We start from the raw sequence: 22288 nt of genomic DNA on the forward strand, positions 1-22288 counted from the left end.
GAACAGAGATCGCGCAAGGCCGGCAGATCCTTCACAGGACAACCCCCAACCGAGAGCGTCAGCATCCTTCCGGGCCAGACCCTCCACAACCTCCATCCACACACATCATCATCACTGCGTCCTTCAGCGCGGCCAACGCACTGATGGCGTCCTTCAGCTCATTTGCCGGACAGTTCGGCGACGACCGGAGCGAAGCTTTCCAACGCCGGTTCGAACACGGTGATGTAGGAGAAGCCGTAGCGTTCGCGCCGCGCGACGAGCTGCTCGACGATCTCGTCGACGGTGCCGAGCAGCAACTGTGGTGCCTCCAGTAGTTCGTCGACGCCGAGGTTGAGCCACGGGATGTCGGCCGCCCACGCCGCGGCGGCCGCGCGCCGGTCGTCGGTCACGGTCACCTTCTGTACGAGCATGTTGGCCTCGACCTCGCGGCCCACCGCCCCGGTGCGAAAATGGCCGACGCGCTCGTCCATCGTGGCGGCGTCGTCGAGGACGAACGTGCCCGGCGGCTTGCCCGGCGCCTGGCGCAGACCCGCGAACCCGACGATGTCGGCGTGGGCCGCGGCGAGGTCGAGGACGCCGTCGCTGTTGCCCGCGATGAGCAGCGGCGGGGCCTCCACGCCCTCGTCCTCGAAGTGTTTCTCCAGCGCACCAAGGCTTTCGCCGAGGTAGGCGATGCGTTCGCGGGCGGGGCTCCACGGCAGCCCGGCGTCGTCGAACTCGTGCTTCATGTGCCCGGCGCCGAGCCCGAGGTCGAGCCTGCCGCCGGTGAGCTTGACCGTGGTCGAGACCTCGCGGGCGAAGAGGCCGAGGTTGTAGAACGGCACGTTGGACACCAGCGGCCCGAGGCGGATCCGTTCGGTGACCGCCGCCGCGGCCGTGAGCGCCGGGAACGGCGCCATCCGGCCCGTGCCGAGGTGGTCGGGGACGGTGATGGCGCCGTACCCGAGGGCCTCGGCCCGGCGGCACTTCGCGATCCACTCGTCCTGGTTTTCCAGCGTCCGCAGGCCGATTCCGAACCTGAATTTCCCCATGCCGCAGACGTTAGCGGCCCATGATCCCGGGGTGGCGGGATTTCGCGCCCAGCGGACGTGTCCACAGTGGACTCAGTGGTCCGTGAATGCCACATTGAGGGACTCAGAGTCCCTCAATGTGGCATTCACGGACCGGCGAAAACCTACGCGGCGCCGTCGAACAGTGAAGTCACCGAGCCGTCCTCGAAGACCTGCTGGATGGCCTCGGCCAGCATCGGCGCGATCGAGAGCACGGTCAGGCCGGGGAAATGCTTCTCCGGCGGGATCGGCAGCGAGTTGGTGACGATGACCTCGCGCGCCTTGCAGTTCGAGAGCCGCTCGGTCGCCGGGTCGGACAGGATGCCGTGCGTGGTCGCGATGACGACGTCGGCGGCGCCCTCGGCGAGCAGCGCGTCGGTGGCCTTGACGATCGTGCCGCCGGTGTCGATCATGTCGTCGACCAGCACGCACAGCTTGCCGCTGACCTGCCCGACCACGCGGTTGGCGACGGCCTGGTTCGGCTTGTCGGGGTCGCGGGTCTTGTGGATGAACGCGATCGGCCGGTCGCCCAGCTGCTGGGCCCACTTCTCGGCCAGCCGCACGCGGCCCGAGTCCGGCGAGACCACCGCGATGTCGGAGCCGCCGTAGGTCTTCTTGATGTGCTCGGCCAGCACATTCTGCGCCATCAGGTGATCGACGGGGCCGTCGAAGAAGCCCTGGATCTGCGCGGTGTGCAGGTCGACGGTCATGATCCGGTCGGCGCCCGCGGTCTTGAACATGTCCGCGATGAGCCGCGCCGAGATCGGCTCGCGGCCCTTGTGCTTCTTGTCCTGCCGCGCGTACGGGTAGAACGGCATGACCACGGTGATCCGCTTGGCGCTCGCCCGCTTGAGCGCGTCCACCATGATCAGCTGCTCCATCACGAACTCGTTGATGGGCGTGGTGTGGCTCTGGATGACGAACGCGTCGCAGCCGCGCACCGACTCCTCGAACCGCACGAACAGCTCGCCGTTGGCGAAGGTGTGCGCGGTCTGCGGCGTGATGCTCACGTCGAGGTACTTGGCGACCTCGTCCGCGAGATCCTTGTGCGCGCGGCCGGAGAAGAGCATCAAGTTCTTCTTCGGCGTACCGGACTTCTGACTCATGCTGGCGACTCCCCGTCGTTTCCTGCTACTGGATCGGACACAACGGTGGTGTCCTGCTGTGCGGCGAGCGCGGCTTCCGCCGCCTCGGCCGCGGGCGTGCCCGGCCTGCGCCGGATCGCCCAGCCTTCGATGTTGCGCTGCGGTCCCGCGGACACCGCGAGCGTGCCCGGCGGCACGTCCTCGCGAATCACCGCCCCCGCCCCGCTGTAGGCGCCGTCACCCACCTTGACCGGCGCGACGAACGTGTTGTCCGCGCCCAGCCGCACGTAGGAGCCGATTTCGGTCCGGTGCTTGTTGACCCCGTCGTAGTTGACGAACACGCTCGAGCACCCGATGTTGCTGTGCTCGCCGATGACCGCGTCGCCGACGTAGGTCAGGTGCGGCACCTTCGTCCCGGTGCCGATGTCGGCGTTCTTGGTCTCCACGAACGCGCCGAGCTTCCCCTGCTCGCCCAGCTTCGTGCCCGGCCGCAGATAGGTGAACGGCCCGACCTTGACGCCGTCGCCCAGTTCGGAGTCCGAACCGTGCGTCCGCACCACCGACGCGCCCGCGCCGACGGTGACGTTCTCCAGCGTGCTGTCCGGGCCGACCGTGGCGCCCTCGCCGACCGACGTCGTCCCCTTGAGCTGTACGCCCGGCTCGACGACGACGTCGCGGGAGAGCGTCACGCCCGCGTCGATCCACGTGCTGCCCGGGTCCACGACGGTGACCCCGGAACGCTGCCACCCTCTGATGATCCGGCGGTTCAGCTCGGCGCCCAGCGTCGCCAGCTGGACCCGGTCGTTGATCCCCTCGGTCACCCACGGGTCGTCGACCACCAGCGCCCCGACGCCCTTGCCGTCGCCACGCGCGATGGCCAGCACGTCGGTCAGGTACAGCTCGCCCTGCGCGTTGTCGGTGGACAGCCGGGACAGCCCGTCGGCCAGCACCGACGCGTCGAAGGCGTACACCCCGGAGTTGATCTCGGTGATCTCGTGCTGCTCCGGCGTCGCGTCCTTCTGCTCGACGATCGCGGTCACCCCGCCGTCGGCGTCCCGCAGGATGCGGCCGTATCCGGTCGGGTCGGCGACGACCGCGGTCAGCACGGTCACCGAGTTGCCCGCGCCGGTGTGCTCGGCCAGCAGCGCGGACAGCGTCTCGGTGTCCAGCAGCGGCACGTCGCCGTAGCTGACGATCACCGTGCCGGTCAGCCCGTCGGGCAGCTCGGCGAGCGCGCACGAGACGGCGTGCCCGGTGCCCTTCTGCTCGGTCTGGACGGCGGTGGTCACCCCGCGCCCGAGCGTGTCGCCGATGCGGTCCAGTTCCGCGCCGACGGCCGCGCGGCCGTGTCCGATCACCACCACCAGATGTTCCGGTTCGAGCCCCGCCGCCGCCCGGACGGCGTGCTCGACCAGGGGCCGTCCCGCGATCGGGTGCAGCACCTTCGGGGTGGCGGATCGCATACGGGTGCCCTCACCCGCGGCGAGGATCAACGTGCTCAGCGGGCCGGTCACGACACTCCCAACAGTTCACCAACACATGCTCTGTCGGGGCCCGATCCTACGTGGGCTCTTCAGCGCCCCACGCGGGGTCGGTCGGAGCTTCCTCACCAGGCCAGCCCGTGGCCGGTTCGGCGGTCATCGAGTTCGCCGAGGCGACCTGGTTGCCGCCGCCGCGCTTCGCCTCGTACATCGCCGCGTCGGCCCGCGCGAGCACCTGCTCGGCACGCTCCTGCGGGCGCAGCGAGACGAGCCCGATGGACAGCGTCACCCCGTGCGAAAGGTGATGCGGGAGCTGCGCGACGGACTTCACCGCGCGGCCGAGCGCCATCTTCGCCGCCGACGCCGGTGCGCCCGGCAGCAGCACGATGAACTCGTCCCCGCCGTAGCGCGCGACGACGTCGTCGCCGCGCAACGCGTCACGCAGGGTGCTCGCGACGACCCGCAGCACGTTGTCGCCCTCGGCGTGCGACTGCTGGTCGTTGACGCCCTTGAAGCCGTCGAGGTCGACGAGCGCGACGGCCAGTGGCTGCGCGTCCGCCGACGAGGACAGCATGCGGAGCTTCTCGTCCAGCGCGCGGCGGTTGGGCAGGCCGGTGAGCGGATCCTGCAGCGCTTGCTGGGTGATCGCGCCGTGCTCGGCCGAGAGCCGTTCGTGTTCGCGGCGCGCGTTGAGCGTGGCGATCTGCGATTCGCGCAGGGTCCACATCTCCGCTTCCAGCGTCGTCGCGTAGTCGATCAGCGACTGGCTCGCGCCGGACGCGTAGTCCGGGGTGGTGTCCAGCCGGGCCAGCTCGCGGGAGACGTTGAGCCGCATGGTCGGCTGCGAGATGTCCTCGGCCATGGCCTTCTTCGTGGCGCGCAGGATCTCCAGCGCCTCCTCGCGGCGGCCCGCCTTGTCCAGGCAGCGCGCCAGCGCGATGGCCACGACCTCCCGCTCGTACGGGAAACCGAGCCCGGAGTACAGCTGTTCGAGGCGTTCGAGGTGCTGTTCGCCCGGTTCGTGCAGCGCGAGCGCGGCGGCGAGCGCGCCGACCTGGTCGACCGCGGGCACCCCGGCCCGGCGCGGGAACAGCGATTCGGCGAACGGCCCCTCCGCGGCCTCGGCCATCGACGCGGCGACGCGGAACTTCTCCGCGCTCGCCTCGTACTGCTCGACGCGTTCGAGCCGCAGGCCCCAGCCGAGCAGCATCTTGACGCGGTTGAACAGCTGGAGGGTGATCTCGTGCGGGCTGGCGCTCTCGCGGATGGCCTGGTGGGCGCGGCCGATGACTTCCTCGGCGGCCTCGTACACGCCGAGCTGGTTGAGCACGATCCAGCAGTCGATCAGCGCGGTCGACTGCATCCGGTTCCAGTTGCGGACGCCGACGCCGCGGTCCGGGATCGTCGAATCGTCCAGGATGGCCAGTGCCCGCGCGATCTCGGTGAGCGCGGCGTCCTCCTGCTCGGCCAGCACGAGCCGGCGCCCGCGCAGCGCGTGCGCGTCCGCGCGCAGCAGCGCGAGCCCGTGGCGCCGGGTGTGCGCGAGCATCTCGTCGAGCCGGGGCTCCGCCTCCGCGGCGAGCCCCCTGGTGAGCAACCTGGCCAGCGCGGACGCGCGCAGCAACTGGGCGACCAGCAGCGGTTCGCCGCGGCGCTGCGTCTCGTCGAGCAGTTCGTCCATCGTGGCGACGATCTCGAGCTGCTGCGGGTGTTCCAGCCGCTGGACCGCGGCCGTCAGCTCGCGGGCGCGGCCGACCAGCCAGGCGTCGGACATCTCGACCAGGGTCGGCCGCCTGGCACTGCCTGTGAAGCCGTCGATCGTCGTCTCGTCGCTCAGCCGCGCTCACCCCCGCTGCTCGCTGTTCGCCTCGCGCTGCTCCGCCGCCAGGATTCGAACCTGAACTGTCAGAACCAAAATCTGAAGTGCTGCCGATTACACTACGGCGGATCGTTCCTGGTCAGGATAGCGACGATCGGGGCGGCCCCGTGCGGGAGGGTGCTGCCCGCGCCGCGTGACCGCGCGCACACCGCTCCCCGGCGTGCCCCATGCCGTCGTTCGCCTCTCCCCAGCCGCCAAAACCTCCTGTACCGTAACTTACGGCATCGTAGGTTAGGTCACCCTTCGCAGGGATCCACGTAGGAAGAAGTGAACTGCATGACGGCAACGCTCGACCGTTCCCAGCCCACCGGGGAGCCCCCTGCCCCGAAGGGCCCCAAGCCCATCCACGGTGCGCAGCGCGCCATGAGCGTCCACATTTCGGTCTACATCGGCATGATCGCGCCGCTCGTCGCCCTGCTCGTCGCCGTTCCGTTCGCCTGGGGCTGGGGGCTGACCTGGGTCGACGTCGCGCTGTTCGTCGCGTTCTACGCCATCAGCGGGCTCGGCGTCACCGTCGCCTTCCACCGCTACTTCACGCACGGGTCGTTCAAGGCCAAGCCGTGGCTGCGGGTCGTGATGGCGATCGCGGGCAGCATCGCGCTGCAGGGCCCGGTGATCACCTGGGTCGCCGACCACCGTCGGCACCACGCCTTCTCCGACCGCGACGGCGACCCGCACTCGCCGTGGGCCTACGGCACCTCGCCGGTGGCCATCGCCAAGGGTTTCTGGCACGCGCACATGGGCTGGCTGTTCGAGCGCGACACCACCAACCAGGACCGGTTCGCGCCGGATCTGGTCAAGGACCGCGCGATCAAGAAGGTGGACAGCCTGTTCTGGCTGTGGGCGCTGGTGAGCCTGGTCGGCCCCGGGATCCTCGGCGGGCTGATCACCTGGTCGCTGTGGGGCGGGGTGACCGCGTTCTTCTGGGCCGGGCTGGTGCGGGTCTGCGTGCTGCACCACGTGACGTGGTCGGTGAACTCGATCTGCCACATGATCGGCGAGCGCCCGTTCGCCGCGCGTGACCGGTCGGCGAACTTCTGGCCGCTGGCGATCTTCTCCTTCGGCGAGTCGTGGCACAACCTGCACCACGCCGACCCGACGTCCGCGCGGCACGGCGTCAAGCGCGGCCAGATCGACATCTCGGCCCGGCTCATCTGGTTCTTCGAGAAGTTCGGCTGGGTGCACGACGTGCGCTGGCCGACCCCGCAGCGCCTGGCGCGGATCGCTACCGAAAGTAAATAAATCGCCTGCCTCGGCTACAGTGCCGTGGTGGCGGCACGAAGGCGGGGAAAGCGTGAACCGGTCACCGGGGCGAGGCCCGCGGCCCCGGTGACCAGGGTGCGGATGACCGGGACCGAACGCAGGCAGCAGCTACTGAACGTGGCACGCGCCCTGTTCGCGGAAAAGGGTTTCGACGGGACGTCGATCGAGGAGATCGCGCACCGGGCGAACGTGTCCAAACCGGTGGTGTACGAGCATTTCGGCGGGAAAGAGGGGATCTACGCGGTCGTCGTCGACCGCGAAACCCAGCTCCTGCTCGACCGGATGGTGTCCACCCTGCACGGCGGGCACCCGAGGGTGATGCTCGAACAGGCGGCGGTGGCGTTGCTCAGCTATGTCGAGCACTCCCATGACGGTTTCCGCATCCTGGTGCGGGATTCGCCGGTGGCCAGCTCGACTGGGACGTTTTCCACGGTGCTGAACGACATCGCCAGCCAGGTCGAACACATTCTCGCGCAACAGTTCGCGGCGCGGGGCTACGACGAGAAACTGGCCGCGCTCTACGCACAGGCGCTCGTCGGCATGGTCGCGCTGACCGGGCAGTGGTGGCTCGACGCGCGCAAGCCCAAACGCGACGAGGTCGCCGCGCACCTGGTGAACCTGGCGTGGAACGGACTGTCCCATCTGGAGCACAAGCCGAAGCTGCGGCTGGGCTGACGTCGATGATTTTCCCACCGCGCGTCGTTTGGGCGATTCGGGTGATGGCGGGCCGGGCCGGGCAACCCGGTTCCTGAAGCGGGCGTTCGTGGTGTGACATCCGAACGGCTCTTGGGGAGGCCGCGTGTTGCACACCGAACATGACCAGGCGGGAAAAAGATCGAGAGCGGGCGCCCTCGCCCGAGTGGGCGCGGTCGCGCTGCTGATGGCGGGGCTGCTCGTCGCCGTCGCCGGGCAGCACGTCGCGGGAGCCGTCGGTCACGCGGCGCCGATGTCCCGCTGGACCCAGGTGAACGAGCGCGAGCCCGACCGCTCGTACTGGGACTCCGCGCGCGACGCCGCGCGGGTCGGCCGCTCCGCGGATCCGAAGGGCGTGTTCCGTTCGTTCTTCCGGATCGACACGTCGAAGGCGAACGGATCGCGGATCCACCGGGCCGAGTTCGACGTCTCGGTGGACACCGCGCGGCCGTGCTCGCCGACGACACTGGAGCTGTGGGCGGTGCGGCCCATCGACTCCGCGCGGCCGGTGACCTGGCGTAACTCGCGGGACGCGTGGCTCGGCGGCGCGCCGCTGGCCACCACGTCCGCCGACGCCTGTGGCGGCGGGACGCTCCGGCTGGAATTCGCGAGCGACGCGCTGAAAGCGCTTGCGCAGCGGGCCGCGGACGAACGCAGCGGGTTCGTCACCCTGGGCTTGAAGCTGCGGAACGAGCAGCTGCCGAAGGGGATGGCACTCAAGCCGGAAAGCGCTTTCCTCAGTCTGGAGTACAACAATCCGCCGACCGTGACGCGGGTTTCCACCTCCTATCCCTCGCCGTGTGGCACCGCGGAGGCGCCCACTCCGCTCAACGACGGGAGGGTGCGGCAGTTCTCCGGCGCCACCGCCGACCCCGAGTCCTCGGACAGCGTCACGACCCGGCTGGAGATCCTCCGCGCGGACGGCACCCTCGCGTACGCGAGCGAGGTCGGACCGATCGGCGCCGGCGCGTTCTCCTGGTCGCAGATCCCCGAGGGCGTGCTCGTGGCCGGGCAGACCTACCACTACCACGCACAGGCGAGGGACGCGCTCGACACCCGTCCGTCCACAACGGACTGTTTCTTCACGGTCGACGCCGTCCGGCCAGGAGTACCGCGGATCTCCTCCACCGACTTCCCGGACGGTGAACCGGTGCTTCCCGCCAGGACCACCGGGACGGTGACGCTGCGGGCGGCCGCGGCCGACACCGACGTCGCGGAGTTCATGTACGGCTTCCAGGCCGAGCGCGTCACCCGCCGGATCAAGGCCGCGCCGGACGGGAGCGCGGTGCTCCCGGTCACCGTGTTCGAGGACCCGATCACCCACGTCGCGTCGGCACGGCTCTACGTCCGCGCCGTCGACCGGGCGGGCAACGTCAGCGACCTCACCCCGTCCTGGGATCTGGCCGCGCTGGCGAACCCGGCACCACCCTCGCACGTGCCCGAGGACATGAACGGGGACGGCCGCGCCGACGTCACGCTGTTCATGGACCACGACTTCGGTGGCAGGAGGATCTGGAACGTCACCGCCCGCGACGGCGGCTTCCACCAGGGCACGGTCGTGATGGACGCCGGAGTGACCATGGGCGGCCCCGGGCCACTGCGGTACGTCCGCGGCGACTTCGACGGGGACGGCCGCACGGACGTCGCGACGCTCACCCAGGCTTTCGGCGACCGGGCGCAGTTGTCGGTCTATCCCTCGGACGGCCATGGCTACGCGGGCCGCAACACCTGGGACAGCGGCGCCGAGGCGTGGCCGCTGAGCGGGCTGCGCGTGTTCGCGGGTGACTTCACCGGCGACGGCAAGGCCGACGTCGCGGTGCAGCGGCCTGCCGAGGGCGGCTGGCAGGTGACGGTGTTCCCCGGCGGCGCGCTGAACGCCCCGGTCACCTGGTACACCTCGCCCGGTGACCCGGCCAGGGCGAACCTGGTGGCCGGCGACTTCGACGGCGACGGGCGCGCCGACCTGGCCGAACTCCGCGACGGTGGCGACTGCCGGGCGAGCCTGACCGTGCACCGCTCCACCGGCTCCGCCTTCGAAGCCGGAGTGTCCACATGGGAGGGCCCGTTCCGCGCCGACCGGAGCACCCCGGTGGCCGCGGACATCGACGGCGACGGCAAGGCCGATCTCGTCGCGATGTACGACCACGGGGGCGGCGACACGGCGATGGTCGTGTTCGGCTCCGCGAACGGCTTCGCCCCGCGTGACTGGTGGCGGCGCACCGGGGAGCTCGACCCCGCGAAGTCCGTGCTCACCACGGGGGATTTCGACAGGGACGGAAAGGCCGACGTCGCGGTGGTCACCGCGAACGCCCCCGGCGACACTCAACTGTGGACACTGCGCTCCGACGGCACCGCGTTCGGTGACCGTGTCCTCGGCTGGCAGGAGGCCACCGGCGGCGTGCCCGTCCGTCCCAACGGCTGAGGCCCGGGACTCTGAAGGCCACCTTGAGGGAACTCAGGTCCCTCAAGGTGGCCTTCAGAGCGTCCGGGGGAGCTGTGGGGCCGGGCACATTTCGTCCGGAAGGCGGGAAAGGCCGTAACGTTCCCGGGTGGCCGGTGGATGACATCACGCATCCGCGCGACGCGGTGTCATCGGCTAGGGGGAACGTCATGGACAAGCTGCCGTCGAGCCCGGCGGAGTTCGGGAGCGAACTGCCCAAGGCACCGCCGATCATCGTGGACAAGCCGCGTGGGCGCGGGCTGAAGATCGCGTTGTTCACCGGGATCCCGGTGCTCGCGGCGTTCCTCATCGGTTTCCTGGTGGTCGTGGTGGCGCCGAAGCTCGGTAAGTCCGCGATGGACGTCGGTTCCTGCGTGCGGGGGCAGGTCGACGACGCCGAGAGCATCCATTCCATGGAGTGCGGGCCGGACGCCAAGTACAAGGTCGTGGGCAAGGTGGGGGACCAGACGCAGCTCGCGCTCCGGATCTCCGCCTCGGTGTGCGACCCGTTCCCGACCGCGGACGCGGTCTTCTGGCAGGGGGTGCGCGGCGGCAACGGCACCGCGTTCTGCCTGGAGGACCTGAAGACGCCGGGCGAGCGGATGCCGCTGGTCGGTGAGTGCCTCAAGGCCGACGTGGTCGAGTCGCAGAAGACCGTGAAGGTGCCCTGCGGTGAGGCCGGGTACAAGGTCGTCGCCATCGAGCCGGGGTCGGCGTTCGGTTTCGGCGGCGACGCCTGCGTCCAGGCACCCACCGCGGGCGCGGCGGTCCGGTGGAAGCGGTCCGGGGCCTCGGTGCTGCCGCAGGAAAAGGTGCTCTGCCTGGAGGATGTCAAGAACCCCGGCAACCGCAGGCCGGTGGTCGGTGGCTGCCTGAACCTGACCGGGAAGAGCCTGACGGTGCTCGACTGCGGTGCGGGCGCGAAGTACAAGGTCGTCGGCAAGGTCGACGGCGTCACGCAGATCGACGGGCTCACCGACCCGGTCGCGAAGAACTGCCCGTCGATGCCCACCGCCACCGAGGCCGTCTGGTACGGCATGGGCAACGTGCTCAGCGGAACGCGGTACTGCCTGGAGCAACTCCGGCACTAGGGTCGGGCGCACGCCTATCGACGGGAGGGCGCCCGACGCGGCGAGTCAGGCGGGGGTGACGCGGAGCAGTTTGTCGTCGGTGCCGTTCGACGTGGTCAGGTACAACGCGCCGTCCGGGCCGCTCCGCGCCGCGCGCAGCCGCCCGAACCGGTCGTCGAACTCCGGCGGCAGCGAGACGTCCTTCACCCTGCCCACCGCGTCGAGGTGGAACAGCAGCAGCTTCTGGCCCTTCAGCGCGACCACGGCCAGCGCGCCCTCGTTCGAGCCCCAGCGGGAGCCGGTCAGGAAGGCGTCGGCGCAGATCGCCTCGGTGATCTTCCCCGTTGTCCACAGTGGAGGGACGGCGTCCGGGAACCGTTTCGTGTCGGTCATCGGGACGCTCTCGTCGTAACTGGTCTCGGTGTCGCCCTTCGACGGGTCCCAGCCGTAGTTCGCCCCGGCGCGCAGCAGGTTCACCTCGTCGTCGAAGTCCGGCCCGTGCTCGGCGGTGATGATCTGGTTCGTGCCAGGACGCACCGCCACGCCCTGTACGTTCCGGTGCCCGTAGGTGTAGATCCGCCGCTCGTGCGGATCGGCCGAGCCGATGAAAGGGTTGTCCGGCAAGGGCTCCCCGGTCTTCGGATCGACACGCAGCACCTTGCCGCCGAGGCTGTGCCGGTCCTGCGCGATCGAGGGCTGTGCGGTGTCCCCGGTGCCGACGTAGAGCGCTCCATCCGGGCCGAGCGCCGGACGGCAGCCGGAGTGTCGCCCGCTCGGGTTCACCGGCAGCCCGGTCAGGAGATCCCGCACCCGCGTCGCGCTCGCGTCGTCCTCGGCGAGCTTCCACGTGACCAGCCGGACATCGACGGCGCGGGTGCCCTCCCGGTGGGTCTGGCAGGTGGTGAACTCGCGTGACGTCGCGAAGTCCGCGCTCACCGAGAGGCCCAGCAGCCCGCCCTCGCCGTTGACGAGCACGTCGGCGAAGTCCGCCGCGACGTTCGTGGTGCGGCCGTCCTTGACCAGCGCCAGTCTCCCCGGCCGCTGGGTGACGAGCACGGCGCCGCCGGGCAGGAAACCGAGGTCCCAGCCGTGTTCCAGCCCGGCCGCGACCTGCTCGACCCGGAACGCCCCGGCAGCGGGCCGGGTGGTGGCCGGGGCCGGGCCCGAGGGCAGGCCCGACGCCCCCGAACAGGCCGTGACCAGCGCCGTCACCGCGGTGAGCCCGGCCAGGACAGCTGCGCGCATGCCTCCAGGATGCCCCGCCGCCCGATCCGGCGCCACGGTCAGCCGCCGGGGCGGACCAGCCCGCTCTCGTAGGCGAACACCACCGCGTGCACCCGATCCCGCAACCCGAGCTTTCCGAGGATGCGGCCGACGTGCGTTTTCACCGTGGTCTCGCCGATGTAGAGCTTCCCGGCGATCTCGGCGTTGGACAGACCCCGCGCGATCAACCCGAGGACGTCCTTCTCCCGCTCGGTCAGCGAGTCCAGTTTGGACACATCGGCGGGGGCACGGTCGTCGGCGAGGTAGCGGTCGAGCAGCCGCCGGGTCACCGACGGCGACACCATCGCGTCACCGCGCAGGACCCCGCGCACGGCCACCAGCATCTCGTCCGAAGGGGCGTCCTTGACCAGGAAGCCGCTCGCCCCGGCCCGCAGCGCGGAGTACGCGTACTCGTCCAGATCGAACGTGGTGATCACCAGCACCCGGACGCCGGGGAACTCGGCGCAGATCCGTTCGGTCGCGGCGACGCCGTCCAGCACCGGCATCCGGACGTCCATCAGCACCAGGTCCGGGGTCAGCGCGCGGGCCGAGGCGATCGCCTCCTCGCCGTTGACGGCCTCGCCGCACACGGTCAGGTCCGGCTGGCTGTCGATGATCATCCGCAACCCGACCCGCACCAGCTCCTGGTCGTCGCAGATCAGTACGCGGATCACGCCGCGTCCTCCAGTACGAGCGTCGCGCTCACCCGGTAACCCCCGTCCTCCGTCGGCCCGGCGTCCAGTTCGCCGTGGTACATCTCGACCCGCTGCGCCATCCCCGCCAGCCCCCGTCCCGACGACGGCAGTTCGGGGGCCGGGCGTTCCGTGCCCCCGGAGTTGACGACCTCGATCCGGACCTCGCGCCGCGCGCCATCCTGCCCGAAGCCGACCTCGACCCGGCCGGTGGCGTCGGCGGGCGCGTGCTTGATCATGTTGGTCAGTGCCTCCTGGACGATGCGGTACACCTGCAGCGCCGCGCTCGCGGGCAGTGCGCCGGGATCGCCGGTGACGACCAGGTCGAGGTCGCGGCCCCCGGTGCTCACCTGGTCGACCAGCGCGCGCAGTTCGGTGACCGTCGGCTGTGGACTGCGGCCCGCTTCGCCCGCGTGCAGCACTTCGAGCAGCCTGCGCAGCTCGCCGAGCGCGTCCCGGCCGGTGCGGCTGATGGTGTCGAGCGTCCGGTCGACGGATTCGGGGTCCTGGTGCCGCATGAGCTTCGCGCCCTCGGCGTTGAGCACGATGACGCTCATGCTGTGCGCGAGCACGTCGTGCAGCTCGCGCGCGATGCGGGTGCGTTCCTCGGCGACCGCGGCCCTCGCCCGCGCCTTCTCCTCCGACGCCGCCAGTTCCGCGCGGGCTCCTTCCTCCTCGGTGAGCTTTTCCCTGGCATGGAAGAACTCGCCGAGTGCCCACGCCGCGATGTTCAGGGGCACGCTGGCGAGGAAGGCCGTCACGGAGAACTGCCAGGACGCGCCCCAGACGAAGGCCCAGCTGATCTCGAGCGCGAGGATGCAGCCCGCGACCGCCGCGGCGAACCGGCGATCGCCCCGCTTGACCAGGTTGAATAGCACGACGGCCAATGCGAGGTCGCCGCGGCCGCGATCGGAGGCCCAGATTTCGGTGGAGTACTGGGCGATCACCCCGGCGATGATCAGCACCGCGGTGACCCGCGGATAACGCCGCCGCCAGAACAGGGGCAGCAGGAAGAGGTAGGGAATCAGCAGCACCGCGTAGGGCAGGTAGTCGCTGCGGCCTCTCGGCCACAGGACCACGAACACCGCGTACAGCGGTAGATCCCACACCCACGGGTGGGCGCGGAGCCAGACGTTCAGCCGGTACACGCGTCGAACGTAGCCCGGATCGCGGTGCGCGTGCGTCGTCCCGCGGTACCGGCCGGGTCCTCCCGGGGGAGGACCGAACCGCGCCTGCCCGGCCGACGCCGGGCCACAAGACCCGTTCCTAGCTTGAAAACATGTCGATCACCAGGGAATTCCTCCGCCATCCGGTGCGCACCGGCGCCATCGCGGCGAGCTCGCCGGCGCTCGCCGAAGCGATGACCGCGGGACTCGGTCTGGAGCGCGCGGCCACCGTCGTCGAACTCGGGCCCGGCACCGGGGTGTTCACCCGTGCCGTGCTCGACCGGCTCCCGCCCGGCGCGCGGATGACCGTCGTCGAGATCAACCCGCGGCTCGCCGCCGACCTGCGGCGCCGCTTCGCACACGACCCCGTCGAAGTCGTCGAAGACTCCGCCGAGACGCTGGCCGCGCGGGTCACCCGCCCGGTGGACGCCGTGGTGTCCGGTCTGCCGTGGACGGTCATGTCCGACGCGCTCCAGGCCCGGATCCTCGACGCGGTGACCGCCGTGCTCGCGCCGGAAGGGCGGTTCAGCACCTTCGCCTACGCGCACGTGGCGTGGACGCCGCCCGCGCGCCGGTTCGCCGCGGCGGTGCGTGCCCGCTTCTCGGTGGTCGAACGCAGCCCGGTGGTGTGGGCGAACCTGCCGCCCGCCTTCGTCCACCGCGCCGCGCTGCCGGTCGCTTCTCGAACGGAACAGCGTCGTGGACAGTCTGCTACGGCCACTTCTTGACGCCCCGGCGCCGCTGGTCTACCTCGTCTGCGCGCTGCTCGTCACCGCGGAAACGGCGCTGCTGCCCGGAATCGTCCTGCCCACACTGTCCACTTTGCTCCTGATGGGTTTCCTCGCGCAGCGGGGCACCCTCGACCTCGGCCTCGCACTGGGGGTGGCCGTCGCGGCCGCGGTGCTCGGGGATCAGGTCGCGTACCTGGAAGGAAGGTACTGGGGGCCGAAACTGCGCTCGTCCCGCATGGGGCGCCGGATCGGCGCGCACCGCTGGGAACGGGCGGAAACGACGGTGGCCCGCTACGGCGTCCCGGCGGTGATCGCCGGACGCTGCCTCGCGGGCGTGCGGACACTGGTGCCGCGTGTCGCGGGGTCGGCGGCGATGCCGTACCGGCGGTTCGTCGCGGGGAGCGTGTGCGCCGCGGTGCTGTGGGCGAGCGTGGAGATCCTGCTGGGCCGGGCGGGCGCGTCGGTGTCCGGCTGACGTCCACAAAGGACTTCCCGATGCGGCCTGTGTGGTGGGTGCGGTAGGCGCGGCGGGTGCGGCGGTGTCGCGGTGTCCCGAACGGTCCGTTCGCGACGCTCAACGACGCTGGTGGCGTGTTCTGGCGGCCGGGTGTGCTGAAGGACGCCATCGGTGCGCTCAGTGCACTGAAAGCGTCCTTCAGCGCGGCCAACGCACTGAAAGCGTCCTTCAGCACCCAACTTGTCCCGGGGAAAGCCAACAGCATCGCTCACCGTCCCCAACGCTCCGTTCGCGACACCGCACCACCGCCGACGGTCCGTGAATGCCACATTGAGGGACTCAGAGTCCCTCAATGTGGCATTGACGGACTCGCCGTGCACCCGAGGCGGGTTGTCCACAACCGCTCCCGTTGTCCACAGATTTCCCGCGTCACCCCTTCGAGCCCCAGGGTCCCGATAGGCTGGTTGGAGGGGTGCCCCCGGGACGGGAGGGGGCTGCCTACCCCGATGGAGCGGTCCGCTCGGCTTGTTCGAAGATTCGCCGGAGATTCGTTCGGTGACTTGCCCGGAGATTCGTCCGGGAGATTCGTTCGGTGACTCGGTCGCCAGGCGGTCGACGACGCGGGGAGACATGCCGCGTACGGGCGCCCGCGTTGTCCCGGCATGGGCACCCGCACGGCCACCCCTGGCCCAGCAGCCCGTCCCCGCAGCCCATCCCGCGGCACCCACCCGCAGCCCACCTGGGCGATGAGCAGGCGATGTGCGCGGGAGAGTCGGCGGTGTCCGCCGCCTTGTCGGGGGTGGCACGTAGGCTGGAACGGTGACCGACGCTCCACTGTCCGGACTCCTCCACACCATCCTTCCCGACCCGGCCCTGCGCGGGGTGGCCGAGCGCGCCGGCGCCCCGCTGCTCGAGCTCCAGGGCCCGACGGCGGCGCGCCAGCTCGTCGCCGCCACGCTGGCCACCGGAGACGGCGGCGAGGCGGGCCGTCCCGTCCTCGCGGTGACGGCCACCGGCCGCGAGGCCGACGAGCTGACCGCCGCGCTCGGCGCGCTGCTCGGCCCCGGGGCCGTCGCCGACTTCCCCTCGTGGGAGACGCTGCCGCACGAGCGGCTGTCCCCGCGCGCGGACACCGTCGGCCGCCGTCTCGAGGTGCTGCACCGCCTCGCCACCGGCGACGAGCGGCTCCGCGTCGTCGTCGCGACGGTCCGCAGCCTCATTCAGCCGATGGCCCCCGGCCTCGGCGCGCTCATGCCGATCGACCTCACGGTCGGCGAGGAACACGACTTCGAGGGCCTGCTCGAAAGGCTGGTCGAGCTCGCCTACACCCGCGTCGACATGGTCGAGAAGCGCGGTGAGTTCGCCGTCCGCGGCGGCATCCTCGACCTGTTCGGGCCCACCGCGCAGCATCCCGTCCGCGTCGAGTTCTGGGGCGACGAGGTCAGCGAGATCCGCGCGTTCGCGGTCTCCGACCAGCGGTCCCTGCCCGGCGAGATCACCCACGTCAGCGCGCCGCCCTGCCGCGAGCTGCTGCTCACCGAACCGGTCAAGGCCAAGGCCGCCGAACTGGCCACGACCTACGAGGCCGACGCACACCTCGCCGAAATGCTCACCAAGCTCGCCGGCGGCATCCCGGTCGAGGGCATGGAGGCGCTCATCCCCGTCCTCTGCGAGGGCGATCTGGAGCTGCTCACCGACGCGATGCCCGCGGGCACCCACGTCCTGCTGGCGGACCCGGAGAAGATCCGGGCCCGCGCCGCGGATCTCGTCCGCACCGGCCAGGAGTTCCTGGAGGCCTCCTGGACCACCGCCGCCGCGGGCGGCCAGGCCCCGATCGACCTCGGCGCCTCGGCCTACCGCGACCTCGCCGAGATCGCCAAGCACGCACAGGAGACCAAGCGCCCCTGGTGGACGCTCACCCAGCTGACCAGCGAGGACCCGGATGTCTACCGGGTCGCGATCGAGCCGGCCCCCGGCTACCGAGGCGAGCTGGAACGCGCGATGACGGATCTGCGCGCGCACGTCGCGTCCGGTGGCACGGCCGTCCTCGTCGTCGCCGGGCACGGCACCGCCGCCCGCGCCGTCGAGCAGCTGTCCGCCGCCGAGATCCCCGCGACGCTCGCCACCGAGGGCCTCGCCGAGACACCCGCGGCGGGCCTCGTCACGGTCACCTGCGGCGGTCTCGCCGAGGGGTTCGTCTCCCCGGAACGCGCGCTCGTCGTGTTGTCCGAGTCGGACCTCACCGGGCGCGGCGCCACCGCCGGTCAGTCCACAAAGGACCTCAACACCAAGATGCCGTCCCGGCGGCGCAACGCGGTCGACCCGCTCGCGCTCCGGCAGGGCGACTACGTCGTGCACGACCAGCACGGCATCGGCCGGTTCGTCGAGATGGTGCAGCGCACCGTCGCGGGCGCCACCCGCGAGTACCTGCTGCTGGAGTACGCCTCCTCCAAGCGCGGCCAGCCCGGCGACCGGCTGTTCGTGCCCACCGACCAGCTCGACGAGGTCTCCCGCTACGTCGGCGGCGAACTGCCCACGCTCAACAAGCTCGGCGGCTCCGACTGGAAGAACACCAAGGCCAAGGCCAAAAAGGCGGTCAAGGAGATCGCCGCCGAGCTGGTCCAGCTCTACGCCGCCCGCCAGGCCGCGCCCGGCCACGCGTTCGGGGCCGACACCCCCTGGCAGTCCGAGCTGGAGGACGCCTTCCCGTTCACCGAGACCAAGGACCAGCTCGCCGCCATCGACGAGGTCAAGTCGGACATGGAGCGCGGCGTCCCGATGGACCGCGTCATCTGCGGCGACGTCGGCTACGGCAAAACCGAGATCGCCGTGCGCGCCGCGTTCAAGGCGGTGCAGGACGGCAAGCAGGTCGCCGTGCTCGTACCGACCACGCTGCTCGCCCAGCAGCACCTCAGCACGTTCATCGAACGCATGCGCTCGTTCCCGGTCACCATCAAGGGGCTGTCCCGGTTCACCAGCAAGACCGAGTCCGACGCGATCCTCGAACAGCTCGCCGCCGGCGAGATCGACATCGTCATCGGCACGCACCGCCTGCTGCAGACCGGGATCCGCTACAAGGACCTCGGCCTCGTGATCGTCGACGAGGAGCAGCGGTTCGGCGTCGAGCACAAGGAACACATCAAGGCGCTGCGCACCCACGTCGACGTGCTCACCATGTCCGCGACGCCGATCCCGCGCACGCTGGAGATGTCCATGGCGGGCATCCGCGAGATGTCCACGATCCTCACCCCGCCCGAGGACCGGCACCCGATCCTCACCTACGTCGGCGCCTACGACGACAAGCAGGTCGGCGCCGCGATCCGGCGCGAGCTGCTGCGTGACGGCCAGGTTTTCTACGTCCACAACAGGGTTTCCTCGATCGAGAAGGCCGCCAAGCGCATCCGCGAGCTGGTGCCGGAGGCCCGCGTCGTCACCGCGCACGGCCAGATGAACGAGGAGAAGCTCGAAAAGATCATCCAGGGCTTCTGGGAGAACGAGTACGACGTCCTCGTGTGCACCACGATCGTCGAAACCGGGCTCGACATCTCCAACGCCAACACCCTGCTCGTCGAGCGCGGCGACCTGCTCGGCCTCGCCCAGCTGCACCAGCTACGCGGCCGCGTCGGACGTGGCCGCGAGCGCGGGTACGCGTACTTCCTGTACCCGCCGGAGGCACCGCTCACCGAGACCGCGCACGACCGGCTCGCCACCATCGCGCAGAACACCGAACTCGGCGCTGGCATGGCCGTCGCGATGAAGGACCTGGAGATCCGCGGCGCGGGCAACATCCTCGGCGCCGAGCAGTCCGGGCACATCGCGGGCGTCGGCTTCGACCTGTACGTGCGCCTCGTCGGCGAGGCGGTCGAGGCGTTCCGCAAACACGCGGGCGCGGAGCCCTCCGAAGAGGAGGAGCTGGCCGAGGTCCGCGTCGACCTCCCGGTGGACGCGCACATCCCGCACGACTACGTGCCCGGCGAGCGGCTGCGGCTGGAGGCCTACCGCAAGATCGCCGCCGCCCCGGACACCGAAGGGCTCGACGCGGTCCGCGAGGAACTCGTCGACCGCTACGGCCAGCCGCCCGCCCCGGTACAGCGACTCCTTGCCGTCGCGGCGTTCCGCCACACCTGCCGCGCCGCGGGCGTGACCGAGGTGGCCGTGCAGGGCAACACCATCCGGTTCGCGCCCCTGCCGTTGCTGGATTCGCAGCTGGTGCGGCTGAAGCGCCTTTATCCGAAGGCGGTGTACAAGGCCGTCACGAACACCGTGTCGGTGCCGAAGCCGACCGAGGGCCCGGCGGGCGGTCGCATCGGCGCGCCGATGCTGCGCGACGAAGCCCTGCTCGACTGGTGCGCGAAACTCCTGACGCACCTGACGAAAAGCCCGGCACCGGCTTGATTCTCCGGCGGGGTGCGCCCCGCCGGAGAACTCGCTTACACGCCCTGCGTGACCGGCGGTTCCGATTCCGCCAGCAGGGTGTACCGCTCCTCCTGCGGCACGGGCAGCGCACCCGCGCCCGCCATCGGCAACGGCCGCGGCCCGCGCGGGACCCGTGAGCCCGAGCCACCGCCACGCCCCGGATAGACGAGCAGGCCGCGTTCGGGGTCCGGCACGGCGTCGAGTGCCGCGGTCACCGCGGGCAAACGCCGGAAGCGGTCACGTCGTTCGTCGTCGGCGAATTCGATTTCGAGAAGTACGCCCCAGTGATGCTGGTGCCACGTCCAGTGTTCGGCGCCGTTCGTGATGGCGGCTTCCGTGAGGTGGTCACCCAGGGACCGGCGCCAGTCACTCGCCGGGAACGTCCCGTCGAGTACTTCGATGGTGAGCCAGTGGTCCATGAACCGAGGCTACGCCGCCGAAGGTGCCCGCCCATCGGCCAAAAGACGGAAGGGGCCCGCCGGCCGCGCCGCTCGTCCGGCGGGCCCCGTGGAGAACTGTCCTTGCTGGTGACCCGGCCGCGCGAGTCCCTTTTCCGGGACCCCCGGATTGGTAACGGAAGGGCACGACACGCACGAACTCGCGCATGACCCGGTTCTCGTTGTCGGTGTCGTGTGAGAGGGTGTGCCTGTGATGCGGATCATGGGGCGCCCTCGCGGGCTGATCGCTGTCCTTGCCGGCGCACTCCTGCTCACCGGGTGCGGTGCCGGGCCGAGCCAGGTCGGCGCGGCGGTGATCGTCGGTGACCGGTCGACCTCGATCGACCAGGTGCAGAACCTGATCGACAAGGCGGTCCGGGAACAGCCGGTCGCCCAGCAGCTGGCGAGCCAGCACAAGGCGGATCTGCTCGGGCGCGAGGTGGTCCGCCAGCTCGTCGTGCACGAGCTGATCACCAAGGCCGCCAAGCAGGAGGGCCTGACCGTCGACGAGACGGAGGTCGCCAAGGCGCTGCAACGGGATCCGCTGGCCGGCCCCGCCGCCCCGGAGGCCCAGGACCCCTCCTCCGCCGTGGGGGACGTGGTCAGCCGCGTCCGTGACCACCGCGAGGCGCTCACCGACAACTATCTTCTCCAGCAGCTCGCGGTGAAGTACCTGCCGAAGATGGCGATCACGGCGGACTTCGCGCTCCCGGTCGTCGACCGCGAAATGACCGCGGACGCGGCCCGCGCGCGGGCCGTCGCGGTGGCCAAGGAGGTCGCCGCCGACCCCGCCGCCGCGCGCGCGGTCTTCACCAGGGAGAAGCAGGCGAACGGCACCAAGTCCGGCTCCGACAAGTTCGTCGCGTTGCAGTACGCGGGCACGCCGCTGTCGGCCCTGTTCGGAGCTCCGGTCGGCAGCGTCATCGCGGTGCAGACCAGCCCGAGCAGCGTCACGGGCTGGGCCGTCCTCGTCGTGCGGCAGCGCGAGACCGACAAGCCGCAGTCGGTCGACCAGAGCGTCCAGCCCACCCCCGCGCTGCTCTCGGCGTTCGGGCGCAGCCTGCTCGCCCCGTACCTCGGCCAGCTCGACCTGCGTGTCAACCCGCGCTACGGCGTGTGGGATGTTGTGAGCATGGATCTCGCGCCGAACGAGGCGGCCACCAAGGGAGTCGTCCTGCTCCCGCACGGTGCCGCCACCGTGCAGCAGTGACGACGTCGGTCGTCGTGGTCGCCCGCGGGGCGACACTCCCGGCCGCCGCGCTCCCGTTCCTGCGTTCCCAGGCCGTGTACGCGGCTTCCGATGTCGACCCCGCCGCCTTCGGCGTGCCGTCCGTGGCGGAGGCGCCCGGCGCGCGCGGCATCGTCCTGATCACCGCGTCGCGCGCCGAACCGGCCGCGGCGGCGCTGGTCGCGGCCGGGGCGGAGGTGATCGAGACGCCGGTGCCGCCACTGGCCGAGGCCGTCGAGGTGTTCGATCGCCTGCGTTCGCCGGGCGGCTGCCCGTGGGACGCGGTGCAGACCCACGAGTCGCTGGTGCAGTACCTGGTCGAGGAAACCTACGAACTGCTCGACGCCATCGAGGAAGGCGACCGGACGGCGCTGCGCGAGGAGCTCGGCGACGTGCTGTTGCAGGTGCTGTTCCACGCGCGTGTCGCCGCCGAGCACGGGGACGACCCGTTCGACATCGACGACGTCGCGCGCGGGCTCGTCGACAAGCTCGTCGGTCGTCACCCACACATCTTCGGCGACGGCCCCAAGGTGGAGAGTGCCGAGCACCAGCAGGTCAAGTGGGAAGAGCTGAAGCAGGCCGAAAAGCGCCGTGAGTCCATTGTGGACGGCGTGGCGCTCGGCCAGCCCGCCACCGCCCTCGCGGGCAAGCTCGGCCAGCGGACCGGACGCGCGGGCATCCCGCTCGACCTCTTCCCACAGGGCGGCGACACCGCCGCACAGCTCTTCCGCGTCGCCGCCACCGCCCGCCGCGCCGGGATCGACCCGGAAGGCGAACTACGCGCGCTGGCGAAACAGTTCGCCAAGGACGTCCGCGCCGCCGAACAGGCCGCCCGCGCCGCCGGACTCGAACCGGCCACCCTGGAAGCCGACGGCTGGCGCAAGTTCTGGCCCTCCGCCTGAGTGGTCCGTGAATGCCACATTGAGGGAATCAGAGTC

General features: G+C 70.8%; 17 protein-coding genes and 1 tRNA gene. 9 read left to right on the forward strand and 9 right to left on the reverse strand.

The genetic code is table 11. The annotated features are described in order from the left end of the window. Window positions 1–158: 158 nt before the first annotated feature. The 5 genes from ABD987_RS25835 to ABD987_RS25855 all read right to left on the reverse strand — a co-directional run bounded on the left by ABD987_RS25835 (window position 159) and on the right by ABD987_RS25855 (window position 5563). Window positions 159–1031: a TIGR03621 family F420-dependent LLM class oxidoreductase gene (locus ABD987_RS25835; RefSeq protein ID WP_345398881.1), complete on the reverse strand. Its 873-nt coding sequence runs from the start codon at window positions 1029–1031 to the stop codon at window positions 159–161. A gap of 143 nt (window positions 1032–1174) precedes the next feature. Further along, entirely contained in the window at window positions 1175–2155 is a 981-nt protein-coding gene (locus ABD987_RS25840) for a ribose-phosphate diphosphokinase (protein WP_345398884.1), read from the reverse strand. Beyond that, the gene (gene glmU, locus ABD987_RS25845) at window positions 2152–3648 is read right to left on the reverse strand and encodes a bifunctional UDP-N-acetylglucosamine diphosphorylase/glucosamine-1-phosphate N-acetyltransferase GlmU (RefSeq protein ID WP_345398887.1); all 1497 of its coding nucleotides are present in this window, start codon (window positions 3646–3648) and stop codon (window positions 2152–2154) included. The genes ABD987_RS25840 and glmU overlap by 4 nt, the downstream gene beginning before the upstream one ends. A gap of 46 nt (window positions 3649–3694) precedes the next feature. Next, the gene (locus ABD987_RS25850; RefSeq protein WP_345398889.1) at window positions 3695–5389 is read right to left on the reverse strand and encodes a GGDEF domain-containing protein; all 1695 of its coding nucleotides are present in this window, start codon (window positions 5387–5389) and stop codon (window positions 3695–3697) included. 102 nt (window positions 5390–5491) lie between these two features. Further along, window positions 5492–5563: transfer RNA gene (locus ABD987_RS25855), tRNA-Gln, on the reverse strand. 207 nt (window positions 5564–5770) lie between these two features. On the opposite strand from ABD987_RS25855, the gene ABD987_RS25860 reads away from it, so the two are divergent. The 4 genes from ABD987_RS25860 to ABD987_RS25875 all read left to right on the forward strand — a co-directional run bounded on the left by ABD987_RS25860 (window position 5771) and on the right by ABD987_RS25875 (window position 10981). Continuing rightward, window positions 5771–6736 carry an acyl-CoA desaturase gene (locus ABD987_RS25860; RefSeq protein ID WP_345398891.1) on the forward strand — a complete coding sequence of 322 codons (966 nt, stop codon included), beginning with the start codon at window positions 5771–5773 and terminating at the stop codon, window positions 6734–6736. A gap of 102 nt (window positions 6737–6838) precedes the next feature. After that, window positions 6839–7432, forward strand: a complete 594-nt coding sequence (locus ABD987_RS25865) for a TetR family transcriptional regulator (RefSeq protein WP_345399946.1) — start codon at window positions 6839–6841, stop codon at window positions 7430–7432. 124 nt (window positions 7433–7556) lie between these two features. Then, window positions 7557–9872 (forward strand): FG-GAP repeat domain-containing protein, encoded by a 2316-nt coding sequence (locus ABD987_RS25870; RefSeq protein ID WP_345398893.1) that lies wholly within the window; start codon window positions 7557–7559, stop codon window positions 9870–9872. 188 nt (window positions 9873–10060) lie between these two features. After that, window positions 10061–10981: an LppU/SCO3897 family protein gene (locus ABD987_RS25875; protein ID WP_345398896.1), complete on the forward strand. Its 921-nt coding sequence runs from the start codon at window positions 10061–10063 to the stop codon at window positions 10979–10981. Window positions 10982–11026: 45 nt separating this feature from the next. Here ABD987_RS25875 and ABD987_RS25880 read toward each other — a convergent pair whose 3' ends face one another. From ABD987_RS25880 to ABD987_RS25890, 3 genes are read right to left on the reverse strand one after another with little or no spacing between them, the layout of a single operon-like run. Next, window positions 11027–12205, reverse strand: a complete 1179-nt coding sequence (locus ABD987_RS25880) for a PQQ-dependent sugar dehydrogenase (RefSeq protein ID WP_345398899.1) — start codon at window positions 12203–12205, stop codon at window positions 11027–11029. 38 nt (window positions 12206–12243) lie between these two features. Further along, entirely contained in the window at window positions 12244–12897 is a 654-nt protein-coding gene (locus ABD987_RS25885; protein ID WP_345398902.1) for a response regulator, read from the reverse strand. Further along, complete coding sequence (locus ABD987_RS25890) at window positions 12894–14063, reverse strand: sensor histidine kinase (RefSeq protein ID WP_345398905.1); 1170 nt, start codon at window positions 14061–14063, stop codon at window positions 12894–12896. Before ABD987_RS25890 ends, ABD987_RS25885 begins: the two co-directional genes overlap by 4 nt. Window positions 14064–14194: 131 nt before the next feature. Between ABD987_RS25890 and ABD987_RS25895 the strand changes: the two genes are divergently transcribed. The 3 genes from ABD987_RS25895 to mfd all read left to right on the forward strand — a co-directional run bounded on the left by ABD987_RS25895 (window position 14195) and on the right by mfd (window position 19664). Further along, window positions 14195–14809, forward strand: coding sequence for a class I SAM-dependent methyltransferase (locus ABD987_RS25895; protein WP_345398908.1), 615 nt, complete (start codon window positions 14195–14197; stop codon window positions 14807–14809). After that, a complete protein-coding gene (locus ABD987_RS25900) occupies window positions 14781–15287 on the forward strand; it encodes a DedA family protein (protein WP_345398911.1) in 507 nt (168 codons plus the stop codon). Before ABD987_RS25895 ends, ABD987_RS25900 begins: the two co-directional genes overlap by 29 nt. Window positions 15288–16103: 816 nt before the next feature. After that, window positions 16104–19664, forward strand: coding sequence for a transcription-repair coupling factor (mfd, locus tag ABD987_RS25905; protein WP_345399949.1), 3561 nt, complete (start codon window positions 16104–16106; stop codon window positions 19662–19664). A 35-nt stretch (window positions 19665–19699) separates the two neighbouring features. Here the strand turns inward: mfd and ABD987_RS25910 are convergent, their stop codons facing one another. Next, window positions 19700–20104 (reverse strand): hypothetical protein, encoded by a 405-nt coding sequence (locus ABD987_RS25910; RefSeq protein ID WP_345398914.1) that lies wholly within the window; start codon window positions 20102–20104, stop codon window positions 19700–19702. Between the two features lie 232 nt (window positions 20105–20336). Here ABD987_RS25910 and ABD987_RS25915 point away from each other — a divergent pair, with 232 nt between their 5' ends. Together ABD987_RS25915 and ABD987_RS25920 are read left to right on the forward strand one after the other, a co-directional pair. Continuing rightward, entirely contained in the window at window positions 20337–21332 is a 996-nt protein-coding gene (locus ABD987_RS25915) for a SurA N-terminal domain-containing protein (RefSeq protein ID WP_345398918.1), read from the forward strand. Continuing rightward, on the forward strand, window positions 21329–22252 hold the full coding sequence (locus ABD987_RS25920; RefSeq protein WP_345398921.1) for a nucleoside triphosphate pyrophosphohydrolase: 924 nt from the start codon (window positions 21329–21331) through the stop codon (window positions 22250–22252). The genes ABD987_RS25915 and ABD987_RS25920 overlap by 4 nt, the downstream gene beginning before the upstream one ends. Window positions 22253–22288: the final 36 nt, after the last annotated feature.

Origin of the sequence: Amycolatopsis samaneae (genome assembly GCF_039541975.1) — a bacterium.
GTDB lineage: Bacteria > Actinomycetota > Actinomycetes > Mycobacteriales > Pseudonocardiaceae > Amycolatopsis > Amycolatopsis samaneae.